Consider the following 17,715-nt stretch of genomic DNA (forward strand, 5'->3'; position numbering starts at 1 on the left):
AAAGCGCCCTGCCGGAACGGAAATCAACCCCACGTTATGGTTATGAGCGTTTAAACAATATTTAACCAAATTGAAATCGATCCTTTTCTCTCGTGGAATGAGATTTACTATAAAAATAATAGCGTCGTCATCTCTTAAATAGGACCCATTATTTTTTTAATGAAACTTAATGGGCTATAATAACGTATATAAGGTATAGCTTTTTCAGATAGAAAGGAGAAAAATATGAGAAAAGTTTTTCTTGGTTTCATTGTCTATGCATTAGCCGAGTTGGCGTTATTAATAGTAATTGGTCAAAGTATTGGTATTCTAAATACATTATTGCTTATAGTCGCTACGAGTATTATAGGTATTTATATAGTGAAAAATAAAGGTATGAATTCTGTACAAAAGGTAAAAAATACGATAGCACGCGGAGAAGCTCCAGGGCCAGCATTAGTTGACACAGTATTAAATTTCAGTGGTGGTGTACTTCTAGCATTACCAGGTTTTATAACAGATCTTGTTGGAGTATTACTGCTCATGCCTTTTTCTCGTAAAATGTTCCAGCCAATCTTTTATTATTGGATGCGGAAAAAAATGAAAAAAGGTCAATTTATCATCGTTCAAAAATAGCATTATCCTTTAGTTTAACTGCCAAAAATAAAAATATAGGGCTCAGTAAAATGCCGTAAAAACCAAATAATAAAATAGAGGCAGCACTGATGAAAAAGGTGTGGAAAGTACGTAACTGTAATGTATTCGACCAAAGCATGGATTCAGCTAGCTGCCTTGTTAATTGAACGAAGAGATACAAAAGTAAAATTGAAACACATAAAAAGGTATTGCCTTTTAAGTAAAAATAAATGCTCATGGGTACAAGGAATACTCCAATCCCGAAGAACGGAAGTACATCTGCAAATGCAACTATAAAAGCTTTAATGATGGCTTGTTCAAATTGGAGAATCATAAATCCCGCACAAAGAATGAGCAGTGTAATCGTAAATAGCTGAAACTCCACGTACAAAAAGTAATGAAATAGCTGCATAATTTTAGAAAAGTGCTTCTGCCATTCATTACGGAATTTTTTTGGCACATATTGAAAAAACCAATATCGGGATTTGCGGGTTTCCAATAGGGCGAAATAGTAAGCAACAAGGAATATAAATACTTCAATTACATGCTTCATTAATATTTGGAAAATATTAGCTGTGTATAAAAAGATTGAATCGAAGATAGAAAGCGATTTTTCCTTTAAAACTTGGATGAACATTGATTCATATTCATTGAAAAGTGGGAAATTTTGTAGTGTATCTCTGATTTCAGGGAAGACAAGAATAATACTGTTTATAGATATGATAACAAGAAGAAAAATGCAAGCTAGTATAAGTGCTTCAACAATAATTGCTGCAAGCCAATAGGTCATTCTACAATACGAGTGAAGGAATTTCATGATAGGATACGTAGAAAAAGACAAAAAAATCGCAAGTGATACAGGTAAAACGAACCACAATATAACCAAATAGAATATAAAAAGCAAAACACCTGTAGTTCTTTCGTATGAAAAATATTTAATATTCCTCATTTTTACAAATTCACCCCGTTTCAAATGATAAATTAATATTGAAATGTATAAAAGAATCTCTTTAAAACTTATTTATAATCGCTCGTGCGCCTTTTTCTTTATTCGGAGGTTTTTCATTCACAAAGCTGTCAAAAATGATTATAATAGCAATGTAAGCGATTAACTTAATGGTTCATATGAGCAAAAAACGTAAATGTGAGCTAATAACTGCATTTACAACTAAAAAATATATTATGAGGGAGCGATAATTTATGTCAGCAACTAAAGGTTTAGAAGGTATCGTAGCAGCGGAATCTAAAATCAGTTCAATTATCGATGACACACTTACATATGTTGGTTACAACATTGATGATTTAGCAGAGAACGCGTCATTCGAAGAGGTAATTTATTTATTATGGCATACTCGTTTACCAAAAGCGGACGAGCTAGCTGAATTAAAACAACAATTGGCAGACAACATGTCTATTCCACAAGCAATTGTAGACCAATTCAAATCATACCCACTTTCAACTGTACATCCAATGGCTGCACTACGTACTGCAGTATCTTTACTTGGTGTATTCGATGAAGAAGCGGATGTTATGGATACAGAAGCTAACTACCGTAAAGCAATCCGTTTACAAGCTAAAATTGCTACAGTAGTTACTGCATTTGCACGTGTTCGTAAAGGTTTAGAGCCAGTTGCGCCAAAACCAGAATTAGGATATGCAGCAAACTTCTTATACATGCTTAAAGGTGAAGAACCAGCAGCAATCGAAATTGAAGCATTCGACAAAGCATTAGTATTACATGCTGATCACGAATTAAATGCATCTACATTCACAGCACGTGTATGTGTAGCTACATTATCTGATGTTTATTCTGGTGTAACTGCAGCTATCGGTGCTTTAAAAGGACCACTTCATGGTGGTGCAAATGAGCAAGTTATGAAAATGTTAACTGAAATCGGCTCACTTGAAAACGTTGAATCTTATATTCAAAATAAATTAGATAACAAAGAAAAAATCATGGGCTTCGGTCACCGCGTATACCGCAAAGGCGACCCACGTGCACCACACTTACGTGTAATGTCACAAAAATTAACTGAGCTAACTGGTAAACCAGAGCTTTATGAAATGTCAGTTAAAATCCATGACATGATCGTAGAACAAAAGAAATTACCTGCAAACGTAGACTTCTTCTCTGCGTCAGTGTATGATTCTTTAGGTATTGATCATGACCTATTTACACCAATTTTCGCAGTATCACGTACTTCTGGTTGGGTAGCTCATATTCTAGAGCAATATGCTAACAACCGCCTAATCCGTCCACGTGCAGAGTATGTTGGACCAGGCATGCAAAAATATGTTCCAATCAGCGAGCGCTAATTCGGAAAATATGCTAGAATATTTGGGACTGTGTTACTGATAACACAGTCCTATGATTATGAATTTAGGAGGCAACATCCATGTCAAACAAAATTGTAGTTGAAAATGGCGTACTTAATGTACCAAACAATCCAGTGATTCCTTTCATCGAAGGTGACGGAATCGGTCCAGATATTTGGGCTGCAGCATCACGCGTAATCGACGCAGCAGTAGAAAAAGCTTACAACGGTGAAAAGAAAATCGAATGGTTAGAAGTTTTAGCTGGTGAAAAAGCATTCAACCAAACTGGTGAATGGTTACCACAAGAAACTTTAGACAAAATTAACGAATACCTAATCGCAATCAAAGGTCCTCTTACTACTCCAATCGGTGGTGGTATCCGCTCTCTAAACGTAGCATTACGTCAACAGCTTGACCTATATGTATGCTTACGTCCAGTACGTCACTTTGATGGAGTACCTTCTCCAGTTAAACGTCCAGAAGACGTTGAAATGGTTATCTTCCGCGAAAACACAGAAGACATCTACGCTGGTATCGAATTCGAATCTGGTTCTGAACAAGCACAAAAAATCATCAACTTCCTACAATCTGAATTTGGTGTTAACCAAATCCGCTTCCCAGAAACTTCTGGTATCGGTGTAAAACCTGTATCTAAAGAAGGTACTGAGCGTTTAGTACGTTCTGCGATCGAATATGCTATTAATCATAAACGCCCATCTGTTACTTTAGTACACAAAGGTAACATCATGAAATTCACTGAAGGTGGATTCAAAAAATGGGGTTATGAATTAGCTGAAAAAGAATTTGCTGATCAAACGTTCACTTGGAACCAATATGATGCTATTAAAGCTGAACAAGGTGAAGAAGCAGCAAACAAAGCACAAGCTGACGCTTTAGCAGCTGGTAAAATCTTAGTTAAAGATTCTATCGCTGATATCTTCTTACAACAAATCTTAACTCGTCCAAATGAGTTCGACGTAGTTGCTACAATGAACTTAAACGGTGACTATATTTCTGACGCATTAGCTGCTCAAGTTGGTGGTATCGGTATCGCTCCAGGCGCGAACATTAACTATGTAACTGGACACGCGATCTTCGAAGCTACTCACGGTACAGCTCCAAAATATGCTGGTCAAGATAAAGTAAACCCATCTTCAGTATTACTTTCAGGTGTATTAATGCTTGAACACTTAGGATGGCAAGAAGCAGCTGACATGATTACTAAATCTGTTGAGCAAACAATTTCTTCTAAAGTTGTAACTTACGACTTCGCTCGTTTAATGGACGGCGCTAAAGAAGTAAAATGTTCAGAATTCGCTACTGAGTTAATCAAAAACCTATAATTTTCTATTCTAAAATAGAAATTAAAGTTAAAGCGGAAGTATTTCTGCCGATATAATTAGGGTGAAATGTAAATTTCTATTGACCTTAGCTTAATAAAATATTTACGATGAACTTGTTTAATCGAGGGAGGGGAATTTATTCTCCTCCCTCTTTTAATTTTTTCCAGCGGGTGTTTAAACACCCGCTGGAAGAAGCCTCCGGCGGATGTCACGGAATCGGAAAGCTTGCACAAAGCCGATTCCTGACGCAATTATGCCGAGGCATAATTGATTAAATAACCTAATTTTAAAGGAGCGTATTCGAATGTCTCTGAAACGAAAAAAAATCTCAGTAATCGGTAGCGGTTTTACTGGCGCTACTGCAGCATTTTTAGCAGCACAAAAAGAACTTGGTGATGTAGTGTTAGTGGATATCCCTCAAGCTGAAAACCCAACAAAAGGTAAAGCTTTAGATATGTGGGAAGCTGCACCAGTGCAAGGCTATGATTCTTATGTTAAAGGTACTTCTAACTATGCAGATACTGCAGATTCTGATGTAGTAATCATCACTGCTGGTGTTGCTCGTAAACCAGGTATGAGCCGTGACGATCTTGTTCAAATTAACCAAGAAGTAATGAAAGCTGTTTCTAAGGAAATTGCTAAGTACTCACCAAATGCAACAATCCTCGTTCTTACAAACCCAGTTGATGCGATGACTTACACAGTATTCAAAGAAACTGGTTTCCCTAAAAATCGTGTAATAGGTCAATCAGGTGTACTCGATACGGCTCGTTTCTGTGCGTTTGTAGCTGAAGAACTAAATATCTCGGTAAAAGACATCACGGGTTTTGTATTAGGTGGTCATGGTGATACAATGGTGCCACTTACTCGTTACTCATTCGCTGGTGGTATTCCATTAGAATCGTTAATCCCAGCAGATCGTCTTGAAGAGATTGTTGACCGTACACGTAAAGGTGGCGCTGAAATCGTTAACCTTCTTGGTAATGGTTCTGCATATTATGCTCCTTCAGCGGCGCTTATTGAAATGGCGGAAGCTATCATTAAAGACCAAAAGCGTATACTTCCATCTATTGCATACTTAGAAGGCGAATATGGCTACAATGATTTATATCTAGGTGTTCCGACATTATTAGGTGCAAATGGTATAGAAAAAATCTTTGAACTTGAACTAACAGACAATGAAAAAGCAGCTTTAGATAAATCGGCAGAGGCTGTCCGCAACGTGATGAAAATTTTAGCTTAATAAAAGTTTATGAAATCGAGTAGGATTCATTCCTACTCGATTTTTTTTAAGTATTGAGACAAAATATTATTAGTACAAGTAAACATCGAGGTGAAATTATGAAATTAACATTGGCAACAAACGAAGAAATCAATATCCTCCATTCAAAATATAAAAGATTTAACACTCACCTCCTTAAAAATCCAAGTGAGTTATACAATCATACCGGTATTGTGGACGTATTCAATCGCGTTCTTACTGAAGAAGAGGCATTTGAGTTATTGGGAGAAAAACATAATTTAAAGTACGGCGCAAATTTCTCGGATACTTTTACACAACTTTTTCATATAGAAGAGAGTGGAGTGTATGTACACATTTATAAAAAAGGTTTGAGTAAAAAAGCATTCAAATATAAATTAAGTTGCTTAAATCGGTCCGAGGCGAACATCTTTCGAAAACTGTTTTCCCACAGTAAGGGAATTTATAAAATAGGAGACGTGGAAGCCCTTGTCTTTTTAACTAAACTCTCAGTAACTGAACTATATTTCACAGATTTTTTCTTTCCTTCACTGGATACAATGATAATAGGGAATTATGATTTATCGTTTCCAATTTATTCTAATTCAATAATAGGTTTTAATAAGTGTAAAGAGATTATTGAAGAAAACGGCTTATTTATACGGCAATAGGAAATGAACAGTAATAGAAGTTCTGAATTATAGTTGAAGAAGGGATTATGATTATAGAGAAAGAATTAAATAGTAACAATGCTTATTAGACGGGGTGTACTCAATGCAATCAATACATATCGATGAAATTCCAATTGAAATAAAAGAATATCTTAAAAATATTATTTCTATAAGGTTTCCAAGGCAAGGTTACACTTCTGATGTTGGGTTAATTGAGAATAGCCAAGGGTTTTATGCACTAAAAAGGACAAAGGGAGAATTATTTTGTTCCTGGTTGAATAGAGAAATATCTGTATTAAACTGTTTGACTAATCAAACAAAACTACCTGTTCCAAAAGTGAAGAAATTTGTTGAACAAGAAAACCAAAGGGATTCCTGGGCTCTACTTGAGTTTTTAAAGGGGGAAACACTAAGGACTGCTTTATTCACCGAGAAAAATGAAGAGAAACGGCAAGAAATGATATTTAATTTTGGTGCACTCTTATTTCAAATCCATACAACCCCTTGTCCAAAAGAGTTAATTTATGAAGGAAAATGGATTGACCAAATATTAAATCAAGCTGAATATAATTTTAAAAATTATAAAGTGGATGGAGATGAGAAATTATTAGAAAAAATTAAAACTAATAAACCCAACTTCTATAAACAAACTTTGATTCACGGAGATTTTACAATTGATAATGTTTTAGTCTACAACGGGGGAATTACAGGAGTAATTGATTGGGGAAGTGGAGCTTATGGAGACCCAAGATATGACGTATCATTGGCAATACGCTCAAAGCCCAATGCCTTTGAAAATGAAATAGATAAAGAAATTTTTTTTGAAGGGTACGGGGAAAAGATTATTGATGATAACGTATATAATTATTTTGTAAATGGCTTATATGAATTCTTTTAATGTTTTGTTCTGCACTAAAGAGTTGTTTTCAAGAGGTAATCATCTCTCGATGCTGAATGAAGATCAAATGGTTATTCTGCTTTTCGTTGTACTTTTGGAATAAAATTGATACTATGAAGGTATATGATAGAAAAGGGGTTGGCGTATTTTTGCTTCAAAAAAACAGTAAGCTTGGTCTCACTATTGATGAAATTACAGTTGGCGAGAAGATTCATATTACCGAGAAGATAGAAGATAAGGATTTATTGCTTTACTTAGGACTCACGAATGATAATAATCCGCTTTATATTCAACATGATTATGCAGCGATGACACCTTTTCAAAAGCCAATTGTACCAACGATCATGTTAAATGGCATTATTACTTCAGCTGTGTCAAAGTATATTCCTGGACCAGGCGCACGAATTATTGAGCAACATATAAAATATTTAGAACCGCTCTATCATTATGAATTATTTGATACTCTTTTAGAGGTAACAGAAGTAAATAAATTAGAAAATACGATTACTGTATCGGTACACTCATATAATGAGAAGAAACAGCTTATGATTGAGGGTATTTTGCTGGTGACACCACCACTTGCTTTATAGACGTCTTGAGATTTGAAATGGGGGTTTCAAATCACTAACGGAGGCTTTACACATGACAAAAACGATTTTAGTTGTAGAAGATGAATTTTCTATTGCGACATTATTGAAATATAATTTAGAGCAGGCTGGATATGTTGTAGAAACAGCTGCAGATGGTCAAGAGGGTCTTGATAAGGCAATTGCCATACAGCCAGATTTAATTTTATTAGATTTGATGCTTCCAAGGCTTGATGGTATGGAAGTTTGTAAACAAATTCGTCAACAACGTATGAATACACCTATTATTATGCTAACAGCAAAGGATGACGAGTTCGATAAAGTACTTGGTCTAGAGCTAGGGGCAGATGATTATATGACGAAGCCTTTTAGTCCGCGCGAAGTGTTGGCACGGGTAAAGGCTGTTTTGAGACGTTTTACACAAAATGTAGTGCCTGAAGAGAAGAATGGGCCTCAAGAGAAAATGTATGAGTTTGGACAATTGCGTGTCTTTCCAGAGCGTTTTGAAGTATTTTTACAAGATGAGGCACTGGAATTTACACCAAAGGAATTTGAGCTTCTCATTTATCTACTTGAAAATAAAAACCGTGTTTTAACACGTGATCAGCTATTAAGTGCTGTATGGAAGTATGACTTTGCCGGTGATACTCGAATTGTAGATGTGCACATAAGCCACCTTCGCGATAAAATCGAAGAAAATAGCCGTAAGCCGATGTTCATTAAGACAATTCGTGGCCTTGGCTATAAATTCGAGGAGCCGAAGACGACATGAAATCAATGAGCAACCGCTTATTCTTGACATTCATGCTATTGCTTGGATCTATATTAGCTGTCCTAATGATTGTTATAGGTCAGCTTTTTCCTGTTTATATAGAACAGTACAATGAGCAGGCTAGTTTACAGATGCAAGAATCCATTAACCAAGTATTAGATGAACGAAAGATTGAACTATCAAAAGAAGATAAAGAGGCACTGTATACTGCTCAAAACATAGAGGCAACAGATTCTCTAATATCGTATGTTCATGCGCGACTTTATGTTGTGCTAGCGATTCTTTTTATAATAGCACTTATTTTAATGGCTATTGTAAGTCGCTATATGATTCGAAATTTCACTGCTCCTATTGATAACGTGACAGATACAGCACTTGAACTGGCGAAGGGAAATTACCGTGCTCGTGCTCATGAAAATGAGCATGAACGCATGATGCCACTTAGTCACTCCATTAATATTTTAGCACGTAACTTACAGGATATTACTACGATTCGCGAGGTAGAAGAGGAAAGGCTTAAAACGTTAATTGAAAACATGGGAAGCTCCCTCATGATGATTGGACGTGAGGGGAATATATCTATCGTGAACCGTGTATTTTTAGAGCGTTTCGGTATGCTAATTGATGATGTACAAGGAAAAGTTTTCCGTACAATTGGCTTACCTAAATCACTGGAGCAATTTATCGACCATGTGTTTCTAACAGAAATGCCTTATCGACAACAAATTAAAATGGAGGTCCAACAGGAGCTATACAATAAGGAAGTGTATGGAGCACCTGTTATAGGGGATCATGGTCGATGGCTAGGTGTCGTTATCGTTATGCACGATATTACAGAGCTTGTTCGTTTAGAGCAGATTCGTAAGGACTTTGTAGCAAATGTATCCCATGAATTGCGTACACCTATTACATCTATTAAAGGCTTTTCTGAAACTTTACTGGATGGTGCATATAAGGATGAAAAAATGCTCCTATCTTTTTTGGAGATCATTTATAAGGAAAGTAACCGTCTGCAGATGCTTATCCAGGATTTACTAGAGTTATCGAAAATTGAACAGCATGGTTTTACCGTTAATATTATGCCGATGGGCTTGCAAGATGTACTTATACGTGGAGCAGAGCTGACAGGACCTCGTCTGGATGAGAAGAATATGAGCTTTCATGTTGATATTGAACGTGATGTTCAGGTTATGGGTGATGCGAATCGTATCATTCAAATTGTCACTAATTTAATCACCAATGCCATTACGTATTCTCCAGAAAATACAATCGTTACGATTCGATTAAAGGAAAATGAAACGTACGGTATTCTTGAAATAGAAGACCAAGGTATAGGAATTGAAAAGCATGAAATTGCCCGTGTCTTTGAACGGTTTTATCGTGTGGATCGTGCGCGAAGCCGAAATTCTGGAGGGACAGGTTTAGGGCTTGCTATTGTGAAGCACTTAGTAGAGGCTCATCATGGTCGCATTCAGGTAGAAAGTGAAGTTGGCGTCGGGACAAAAATGATAGTCATGATTCCGAAAAATTAACGAATTCTTTACAAAAGCACAATTTTAGATTCACAATAGGGACTTATACTTGTTAGTAGAAACCCCCCCTATATATTATTAAGACTTTAAAATAGCCAAAAAAATCTTTAGATAAAGATTTTTTGAATGTGTTGCTTAGTTATCGCCAATAGGAAGAATCTATTGCCAAACTTTTTGGTGATAGATTCTTTTTCTGTTTTACACATAACGCAAATAGGTGTAAAGTATAGTAGCATAATATTCAACTAATAAGAAATGTACTTGTTAGTTGAACAAATCGGGCTTTATACGGTCAGCTAATAAGCCCACTTTATCTAGAAGTGATTTCTATTACTGATTGTAAAAGCGGGATAAAAAATTGAAAGAAGGATGACCATGAAAATCGTCAAAAGTATCGTGCAAATCGGCTATCTATATGTAATTTTATTTGTTGGGAATAGTATTGCACGTCTACTTCACTTGCCGATTCCAGGGAGCATAATTGGACTAGTCTTATTGTTTTTATTTTTGCAGTTTCATATTATTAAGCTTGAATGGATTGAGCTAGGTGCAGGTTTATTACTTAGTGAATTATTACTATTTTTCATTCCATCTGCTATCGGAGTAATCGATTATACTGCATTATTCGGTGAGCAAGGTGTGAAAGCTGTGCTTGTAATTGTATTGAGTGCCATAGTTGTAATGTTTGCAACAGGTTTCACAGCACAATTGCTAGGGCAACGAAAGAAAGGTGATACTGCATGAGCTTTTTAATAGCTATAGTAAGTTTACTAGGTACTATTGCAATTTTTTATACTAGTAAAATGTTTTATAAAAAGTATCAGAACGAATGGTTAACACCTATACTGATCACACCATTAGTGATAATTATCATCTTGTTACTAACGGGTACATCTTATAAATCCTATGTTGCAGGAACCGGTATTTTATCAAATTTACTTGGGCCAGCAACAGTTGCATTTGCGGTTCCAATTTATAGAAATTTTAATCTGTTAAAGAAACATGCTTTTGAAATTTTTCTAAGTATTGCAGTAGGTTCAGCAGTTGCTATTACATCATCATTTACCATTGCCGTAGTAATTGGATTGAATAATGAGCTAGTGCATAGCTTAGTTCCGCGCTCAGTTACTACACCAATAGCGATGGACATCTCCAATATGATTGGTGGCTCTCCTACCCTTACTGCTGTTTTCGTTATGGTGACTGGTATTTTAGGGAGTCTAATAGCACCGTTAGTAATTAAAGTATGTCGTTTCCAACGACCATCCTCTAGAGGTCTACTGTTAGGAATGGGTGCACATGGTGCGGGTACCTCTAAAGCATTTGAATTTGGTGAGCTAGAAGGCACGTTTGCAAGTCTTGCTATGATTGTAGCTGCATTAATTAGCATTGTTTTATCAACAACATTTTTCCCAGCATTTGAACATCTAGTTGTCAATATCCTGTTACCTTAAATGGTAGCAGGATTTTTTTTAGTTCTATTTTGGTGCGGTATGATTTTAGATGAGGGCCTGTCAGGAATGTTTGGTGAGCTTGCTCTTTATGTCAAACTGCCTAAAATAAAAAACTAGTTTATTAAAATATTTTGAAACTTTTTATAAAGTGTCCCGTATACAATAGTACTAAGCTTAAGGGAGGATTAGACATGAGTGTGAAAAGGTCACTAATGATGGTGGGACTTGGTATTTTCGGCATTGTTGCACTTATTGCGGTATTTACATCGTGGTACACGGTAGATGAATCAGAACAAGCAGTTGTCATTACGTTCGGCCGTGCCGATAATACAGTTACAGAATCAGGTTTACATTTTAAATTACCTTGGCCTGTACAATCGGTTCAGGTTTTATCGAAGGAAACATTTAGTTTAAAGTTTGGCTATAAGCAAAATGAAAATGGAGAATTGGAAGCTTATGATGCTGAAACGAAAATGATTACAGGGGATGAGCATATTGTTTTAACAGACCTTGTCGTTCAATGGAAAATTACAGAACCGAAAAAGTATTTATTCAGCTCACAAGATCCAGAAAAAATATTACATAGCGCTACGTCGAGTGCGATTCGATCAATTATCGGAAGTTCCACCATCGACGCCGCGTTAACAGAGGGAAAAGCGGACATAGAAGCAAAATCACGAGATTTACTCGTTTCTCTTGTTGAAAAATACGATATTGGTATAAGTGTTTTAGGGGTAAAACTACAGGATGTTGAGTTACCGAATGCAGATGTGCGAGCAGCCTTTACAGCTGTTACAGACGCACGTGAAATGAAAAATACAAAAATAAATCAAGCAGAAAAATATGAGAATCAGCGAATTAGTGAGGCTAAAGGTGAAAAGGATGCAATTATCTCCAAGGCTCAAGGAGAAAAAACAGCCCGTATTGAGCAGGCTCAAGGAGATGTAGCTGTTTTTAATAAAATGTATGAGCAATATAAGGGCAATCAACAAATTACACGCGAACGTTTAATATTGGAAACACTTGAAAGTGTATTACCTAAAGCACAAATTTACATTATGAATGATGATGGTAGTACGATGAAATACTTACCTCTTCAAGCATTGCAACCTGAGTCAAAGGAGACAACTGCGCCAAAAGAGACACCAAAAGAGGAGAAAAAAGAAGGGAGCGGTAACTAATGGATCAAAAAAATAAGGATCTTGAAAAATTCCTCAATTTTTTATCGGGTAAATCCAAAAATACGGCTCCAAAAGAAGGGGATACAGTGGATAATGTGGTCAAAATGTCGAAAAAAGGCCCGATGAATCCGAAAAAATATATTTCGCTTGCTGTAACATTAACAGCCGTTTTTGCTATTGCCATTATATTATTTGCTAATGTTTATATTGTAAAAGAGTCCGAATACGCAGTTGTTAGACAATTTGGAGAAGTAGTGAAATTTCAGAGTGAGCCAGGCTTGAAAATAAAGGTTCCATTTATTCAAAGCGTAACGAAGCTACCAAAAAACCAAATGACATATGAAGTTTCTGAAGAAGAAATTAATACAAAAGATAAAAAACGAATTATTATTGATAATTATGCAGTTTGGCATATAACAGATCCAAAGCAATTAATCTCCAATGCAGGGACAATAGAAAAAGTTGAATCACGTATGGAAGAGTTTATCTATTCAGTTATCCGTTCAGAGCTTGGTCGAATAGAATATAAGCAGATTATTAATGATGAAAATTCTTCACGTGGGAGTATCAATGATCAGGTAACGGCACGTGTCAATGAGTTACTCTCAAATGATAATTATGGAATAGAAGTAATAGATGTTCGTATTCGTCGTATCGACTTGCCTACTGATAATGAGCAATCCGTGTTTACAAATATGATTTCGGATCGTGAATCAATGTCGCAAAAATACCTATCAGAAGGTGATGCTGAGAAACGCCGTATTGAAGCTCAAACAGATAAAGAAGTTCAAGAAATGCTGGCAACAGCGAAAAAGGATGCAGCATTGATTCAAGCGGAAGGTGAATCAGAAGCAGCGAAGATTTACAATAAATCGTTCTCTCAAGACCCTGAATTCTATTCATTGTACCGTACATTAGAGTCGTATAAGAAAACTGTAGGGGAAGATACGGTCATTATTTTGCCATCCACTTCACCATATGCAAAAATATTATCTGGCTATGTAAAGTGAAACTTTAACTTCTTTCAGCATTTATCTCCCACCTCTATAGGTGGTGAGATGAATGCGGTTACTTTGCAGTGGGTTTCCTAACATCCGCTGAAAGAAGTTAAAGCCTCCGGCGGATGTCACGGAATCGGAAAGGAGTTAATAAAGGATGTTAGCCTAAAATCATCGCATCCATGCGATAACGGCTAACTGACCTGCATCTTGCAGGCCTAAGCACAAAGCCGATTCCGGACGCAATTATGCCGTGGCATAATTGATTTAGTGGGGGTCTCCAACTCCCACTGATTATTAGTCTTCACCAATCGGGCTTTTACGGGCAGTTAATCTCCCGCTTAACTTCTTTGCTTACGTGAATTTTGATGTGGGAGTTTTGTCGCTTTTGGTATAGATAAATTACTGCCCGTTAATGCGGGATAAAATAATACTATTATTGAAGTCGTCTCAAATTTTTGAGACGGCTTTTTTACACTATCCATGAAACTGACAAGAATACGAAGGCCCCTCGCCATAACGTGGAGTTGATTTCCGTTCCGACTGGGCGCTTTGTAGTTGCTGTCGCTACGCTTTCGCCACATAAAACATTTGCTGAATGAAGTTAAATGGCATACGTTTTAATAAATATCATCCCCGACTTTTGATGATGAGTAATTTATTTTAATTTTCGTGGTCTGATTTTAGGTAATATTAATGATGTATAATATAAATATCTTTCAATTATCGATGATATACTATGAAAATGATAGAAATTTATAATTTTGTGTTTCGTAAATTACTAATATCTGATAGAATGATAATGTTCAGAAATAAAAAATGGGGGTAATAGTTGTGAAATTACAAATTAGCAAGGGGCTCCAAAATTTAGGGATAGCCTGTATTGTTGCATCGTTATTTACACTTTTCTTCCGTCTATCAGATTTTACATGGATCACAAAAAGTGTTTATCATATACCAGTATTTTTTGTCATTTTGTTTTTATTAGGTTTAATCATTGCTGAGGATGTACGCAAGATATTTAAAAGAATATTTTTGTACGAGAAACGTAAGGTTAAACGTCCTTTATGGCAAGTAGGGATTGGCTTTATTTTCTTCTTAGCACAAATCGGCACTGTAATGGTGTTTAATACAGAGCTTACACATCCACAGCTTGGTGGTATGCCATTATTTTTAGTATTTGCTTTTATGAATGCTTTTATTTTGACAGTTATATATGAAGAGATTTTCTATCGTAAAGAAAAAACAAGTAAAGCTAGTGAATAATATCGGAAAAGGTCAATTACAATGAGTGATTGGCTTTTTTTTGTAGACAATCTTGAGTTAAGTTATTGATGTAGAAAATTTGATGATTTTCAACGTTATGATTGGTAAAATACCTGTTTTCTCGATAAAGTAAAAGGAAGAGGCATTTTCAAACATACGTTTTCGTTTTACAATTAAGAAGACGACAACGCAGGAGGATAAAATCATGACACAGGAAAAATTGCTATTATTGGACGGCAATAGTTTAGCGTATCGCGCGTTTTTTGCGTTACCTCTATTAACGAATGATAGTGGAATTCATACGAATGCAGCATACGGCTTTACAACAATGTTACAAAGAATTTTAGAGGAAGAGCAACCTACGAAAATTTTGGTTGCTTTTGATGCGGGTAAGACAACCTTCCGTCATGAGACATTTACGGAATATAAAGGTGGTCGCCAAAAGACTCCACCAGAATTATCTGAGCAGTTTCCTTATATACGTAAGCTTATTGATGCTTATGGTATTAAGCGATATGAGCTTGAAATGTACGAAGCGGACGATATTATAGGAACACTAGCCAAAGAAGCTTCATCACAGGAAATGGATGTCATCGTTGTATCGGGAGATCGTGACTTAACTCAGCTCGCGACTGAGCAAGTAACGGTTTACATTACTAAAAAAGGTATTACTGAAATTGAAAAAAATACACCAGCCTTTATAGCAGAAAAATACGGCTTAACCCCTCTACAAATTATTGATATGAAAGGTTTAATGGGCGATTCTTCAGATAATATTCCAGGTGTACCAGGTGTCGGTGAAAAAACGGCTGTTAAATTGCTAAAAGAGCATGGTTCAGTGGAGTCTCTTTATGCGGCAATGGATATGGTGAAGGCTTCTAAAATGAAAGAAAAATTAGTTGCCAATGAAGAACAGGCACTAATGAGTAAAAAGCTGGCTACCATTTTTACAGAGGCACCGATTGATATAACGCTTTCGGATCTTGTTTATAATGGTCCGAATGAAGAAGAATTAATTAACGTGTGGCGAGAGCTTGGCTTTAAATCATTGCTAGATAAAAGTGATTTTACTGTAGAAGAAGAGGAACAAGCACCTTTTGACTATGAAATTGTGCAGGAAGTAAAACAAGAGTTTTTAAAAGATGTAATGGCAGTGCATTTGGAGCTAGAGGACGAGCATTATCATACATGTCAGCAACTAGGCATTGCTCTAACAGATGGAGCGAAAACAATGTACGTGCCGTTTGATATTGCAGCTAAATCAGATGTCCTTCGTCTTTGGTTAGAAGATGCTACTAAAATAAAGTATATGTCTGATTCAAAAGCATCTCAGGCTGCGTTAAAACGTGCGGGAATTCGTTTGGCTGGTGTGGAATTTGACTTATTACTTGCTTCTTATATTAATAATCCTGCGCTAAGTGGAGATGATGTGGCAACACTTGCGAAAGAACTAGGCTATCGTAATGTACAGGCAAATGAGACTGTTTATGGTAAAGGGGCGAAACGAGCTATACCTGCCATTGATGCACTTTCTGAGCATGCCAGCCGCAAAGCCTTTGCTGTGTGGTCTTTACAGTCGAAGCTCGAGGCATTGTTAAAGGAAAACGAACAGTTCGAACTCTATAAAAACTTAGAGCTTCCTCTTGCTTCTATTTTAGGTGAAATGGAAAGTGAAGGAATCACTGTCAATCGTGCTACATTAGAGAAAATGGGGCAGGAACTAAATGACAAACTAGTTGTGATTGAACAGGAGATTTATACGGAGGCAGGAGAAGCCTTCAATATTAATTCACCAAAGCAATTAGGTGTCATCCTCTTTGATAAACTAGGTCTTCCTGTTATTAAAAAGACAAAGACGGGCTATTCCACAGCAGCAGATGTATTGGAAAAATTAAAACCAGAGCATGCCATTATTGAGCATATTCTATTATATCGTCAGCTTGGGAAATTACAGTCAACTTATATCGAAGGTCTGCTAAAAGAAATCCATAAAGAGGATGGAAAGGTGCATACTCGATTCCAACAAGCACTAACAGCTACAGGGCGTTTAAGCTCAACTGATCCGAATTTGCAAAACATCCCGATTCGTTTAGAGGAAGGGCGGAAAATTCGTCAAGCGTTTGTGCCATCGAACGAAGATTGGATATTATTTTCTGCCGATTATTCTCAAATCGAATTGCGTGTGTTAGCCGATATGTCAAAGGATAAAAACTTAGTCGATGCTTTCCGTGAAGGTATGGATGTTCATACACGTACTGCTATGGATGTATTCCATGTCTCAGAAGATGAGGTCGACAGTAATATGCGTCGTGCTGCAAAAGCAGTAAACTTTGGTATTGTCTATGGTATTAGTGATTACGGCTTATCGCAAAACTTGGATATTACCCGTAAGGAAGCTGCTACATTTATCGAGAAGTATTTTGCGAGTTTCCCGGGTGTAAAACAATATATGGAGGATATCGTTCAAGATGCGAAATTTAATGGATATGTGACAACGATTTTAAATAGACGTCGATATTTACCTGACATTACGAGCTCAAATTTCAATATACGAAGCTTTGCAGAGCGTACTGCGATGAATACACCAATTCAGGGAAGTGCAGCTGATATTATTAAAAAAGCAATGATTGATATGGACGCTCGCTTGAAAAAAGAAAATATGCAGGCAAAGATCCTATTACAAGTGCATGATGAATTAATTTTTGAAGCACCTAAAGAGGAGATTGCATTGCTTGAAAAAATAGTACCAGAGGTTATGGAGAACGCAATCGAGCTTTCAGTACCATTAAAAGTAGATTTTAACTATGGTGCTACTTGGTACGAAGCAAAATAAGGAGGGGTT

The 17,715-nt window shown here is 36.4% G+C and carries 16 protein-coding genes; 15 read left to right on the plus strand and 1 reads right to left on the minus strand.

Annotation, left to right across the window (positions count from 1 at the left end):
• Nucleotides 1–225: 225 nt before the first annotated feature.
• Complete coding sequence (locus ACZ11_RS15845) at nucleotides 226–615, plus strand: FxsA family protein (RefSeq protein ID WP_049667501.1); 390 nt, start codon at nucleotides 226–228, stop codon at nucleotides 613–615.
• On the opposite strand, the gene ACZ11_RS15850 is transcribed toward ACZ11_RS15845, so the two are convergent.
• Nucleotides 599–1,564 carry an AI-2E family transporter gene (locus ACZ11_RS15850; protein WP_049667502.1) on the minus strand — a complete coding sequence of 322 codons (966 nt, stop codon included), beginning with the start codon at nucleotides 1,562–1,564 and terminating at the stop codon, nucleotides 599–601. The genes ACZ11_RS15845 and ACZ11_RS15850 overlap by 17 nt on opposite strands.
• A 251-nt stretch (nucleotides 1,565–1,815) precedes the next feature.
• On the opposite strand from ACZ11_RS15850, the gene citZ reads away from it, so the two are divergent.
• From citZ to polA, 14 genes are all read left to right on the plus strand, one after another.
• Nucleotides 1,816–2,931 (plus strand): citrate synthase, encoded by a 1,116-nt coding sequence (gene citZ, locus ACZ11_RS15855; protein WP_049667503.1) that lies wholly within the window; start codon nucleotides 1,816–1,818, stop codon nucleotides 2,929–2,931.
• An 80-nt stretch (nucleotides 2,932–3,011) separates the two neighbouring features.
• Complete coding sequence (gene icd / locus ACZ11_RS15860; RefSeq protein ID WP_049667504.1) at nucleotides 3,012–4,274, plus strand: NADP-dependent isocitrate dehydrogenase; 1,263 nt, start codon at nucleotides 3,012–3,014, stop codon at nucleotides 4,272–4,274.
• A gap of 304 nt (nucleotides 4,275–4,578) precedes the next feature.
• Nucleotides 4,579–5,517, plus strand: coding sequence for a malate dehydrogenase (gene mdh / locus ACZ11_RS15865; protein WP_049667505.1), 939 nt, complete (start codon nucleotides 4,579–4,581; stop codon nucleotides 5,515–5,517).
• Between the two features lie 98 nt (nucleotides 5,518–5,615).
• On the plus strand, nucleotides 5,616–6,185 hold the full coding sequence (locus ACZ11_RS15870; protein ID WP_049667506.1) for a hypothetical protein: 570 nt from the start codon (nucleotides 5,616–5,618) through the stop codon (nucleotides 6,183–6,185).
• Between the two features lie 103 nt (nucleotides 6,186–6,288).
• Nucleotides 6,289–7,083, plus strand: coding sequence for a phosphotransferase family protein (locus tag ACZ11_RS15875; RefSeq protein WP_049667507.1), 795 nt, complete (start codon nucleotides 6,289–6,291; stop codon nucleotides 7,081–7,083).
• A gap of 149 nt (nucleotides 7,084–7,232) precedes the next feature.
• Nucleotides 7,233–7,673 carry a MaoC/PaaZ C-terminal domain-containing protein gene (locus ACZ11_RS15880; protein ID WP_082172833.1) on the plus strand — a complete coding sequence of 147 codons (441 nt, stop codon included), beginning with the start codon at nucleotides 7,233–7,235 and terminating at the stop codon, nucleotides 7,671–7,673.
• A 52-nt stretch (nucleotides 7,674–7,725) separates the two neighbouring features.
• Nucleotides 7,726–8,442 carry a response regulator transcription factor gene (locus ACZ11_RS15885; protein ID WP_049667508.1) on the plus strand — a complete coding sequence of 239 codons (717 nt, stop codon included), beginning with the start codon at nucleotides 7,726–7,728 and terminating at the stop codon, nucleotides 8,440–8,442.
• A complete protein-coding gene (gene pnpS, locus ACZ11_RS15890) occupies nucleotides 8,439–9,974 on the plus strand; it encodes a two-component system histidine kinase PnpS (RefSeq protein WP_049667509.1) in 1,536 nt (511 codons plus the stop codon). The genes ACZ11_RS15885 and pnpS overlap by 4 nt, the downstream gene beginning before the upstream one ends.
• Before the next feature lie 375 nt (nucleotides 9,975–10,349).
• Entirely contained in the window at nucleotides 10,350–10,718 is a 369-nt protein-coding gene (locus ACZ11_RS15895; protein WP_049667510.1) for a CidA/LrgA family holin-like protein, read from the plus strand.
• Entirely contained in the window at nucleotides 10,715–11,428 is a 714-nt protein-coding gene (locus ACZ11_RS15900) for an LrgB family protein (RefSeq protein ID WP_049667511.1), read from the plus strand. Before ACZ11_RS15895 ends, ACZ11_RS15900 begins: the two co-directional genes overlap by 4 nt.
• Before the next feature lie 191 nt (nucleotides 11,429–11,619).
• The gene (hflK, locus tag ACZ11_RS15905; RefSeq protein WP_049667512.1) at nucleotides 11,620–12,609 is read left to right on the plus strand and encodes an FtsH protease activity modulator HflK; all 990 of its coding nucleotides are present in this window, start codon (nucleotides 11,620–11,622) and stop codon (nucleotides 12,607–12,609) included.
• Nucleotides 12,609–13,619, plus strand: a complete 1,011-nt coding sequence (gene hflC / locus ACZ11_RS15910) for a protease modulator HflC (protein WP_049667513.1) — start codon at nucleotides 12,609–12,611, stop codon at nucleotides 13,617–13,619. The genes hflK and hflC overlap by 1 nt, the downstream gene beginning before the upstream one ends.
• Nucleotides 13,620–14,441: 822 nt before the next feature.
• The gene (locus tag ACZ11_RS15915) at nucleotides 14,442–14,873 is read left to right on the plus strand and encodes a hypothetical protein (protein ID WP_049667514.1); all 432 of its coding nucleotides are present in this window, start codon (nucleotides 14,442–14,444) and stop codon (nucleotides 14,871–14,873) included.
• Nucleotides 14,874–15,078: 205 nt separating this feature from the next.
• A complete protein-coding gene (polA, locus tag ACZ11_RS15920) occupies nucleotides 15,079–17,706 on the plus strand; it encodes a DNA polymerase I (protein WP_049667515.1) in 2,628 nt (875 codons plus the stop codon).
• The last annotated feature ends 9 nt before the right edge of the window (nucleotides 17,707–17,715 follow it).

The organism is Lysinibacillus xylanilyticus (genome assembly GCF_001183605.1).
In the GTDB taxonomy this organism is placed as follows: Bacteria; Bacillota; Bacilli; order Bacillales_A; family Planococcaceae; genus Lysinibacillus; species Lysinibacillus xylanilyticus.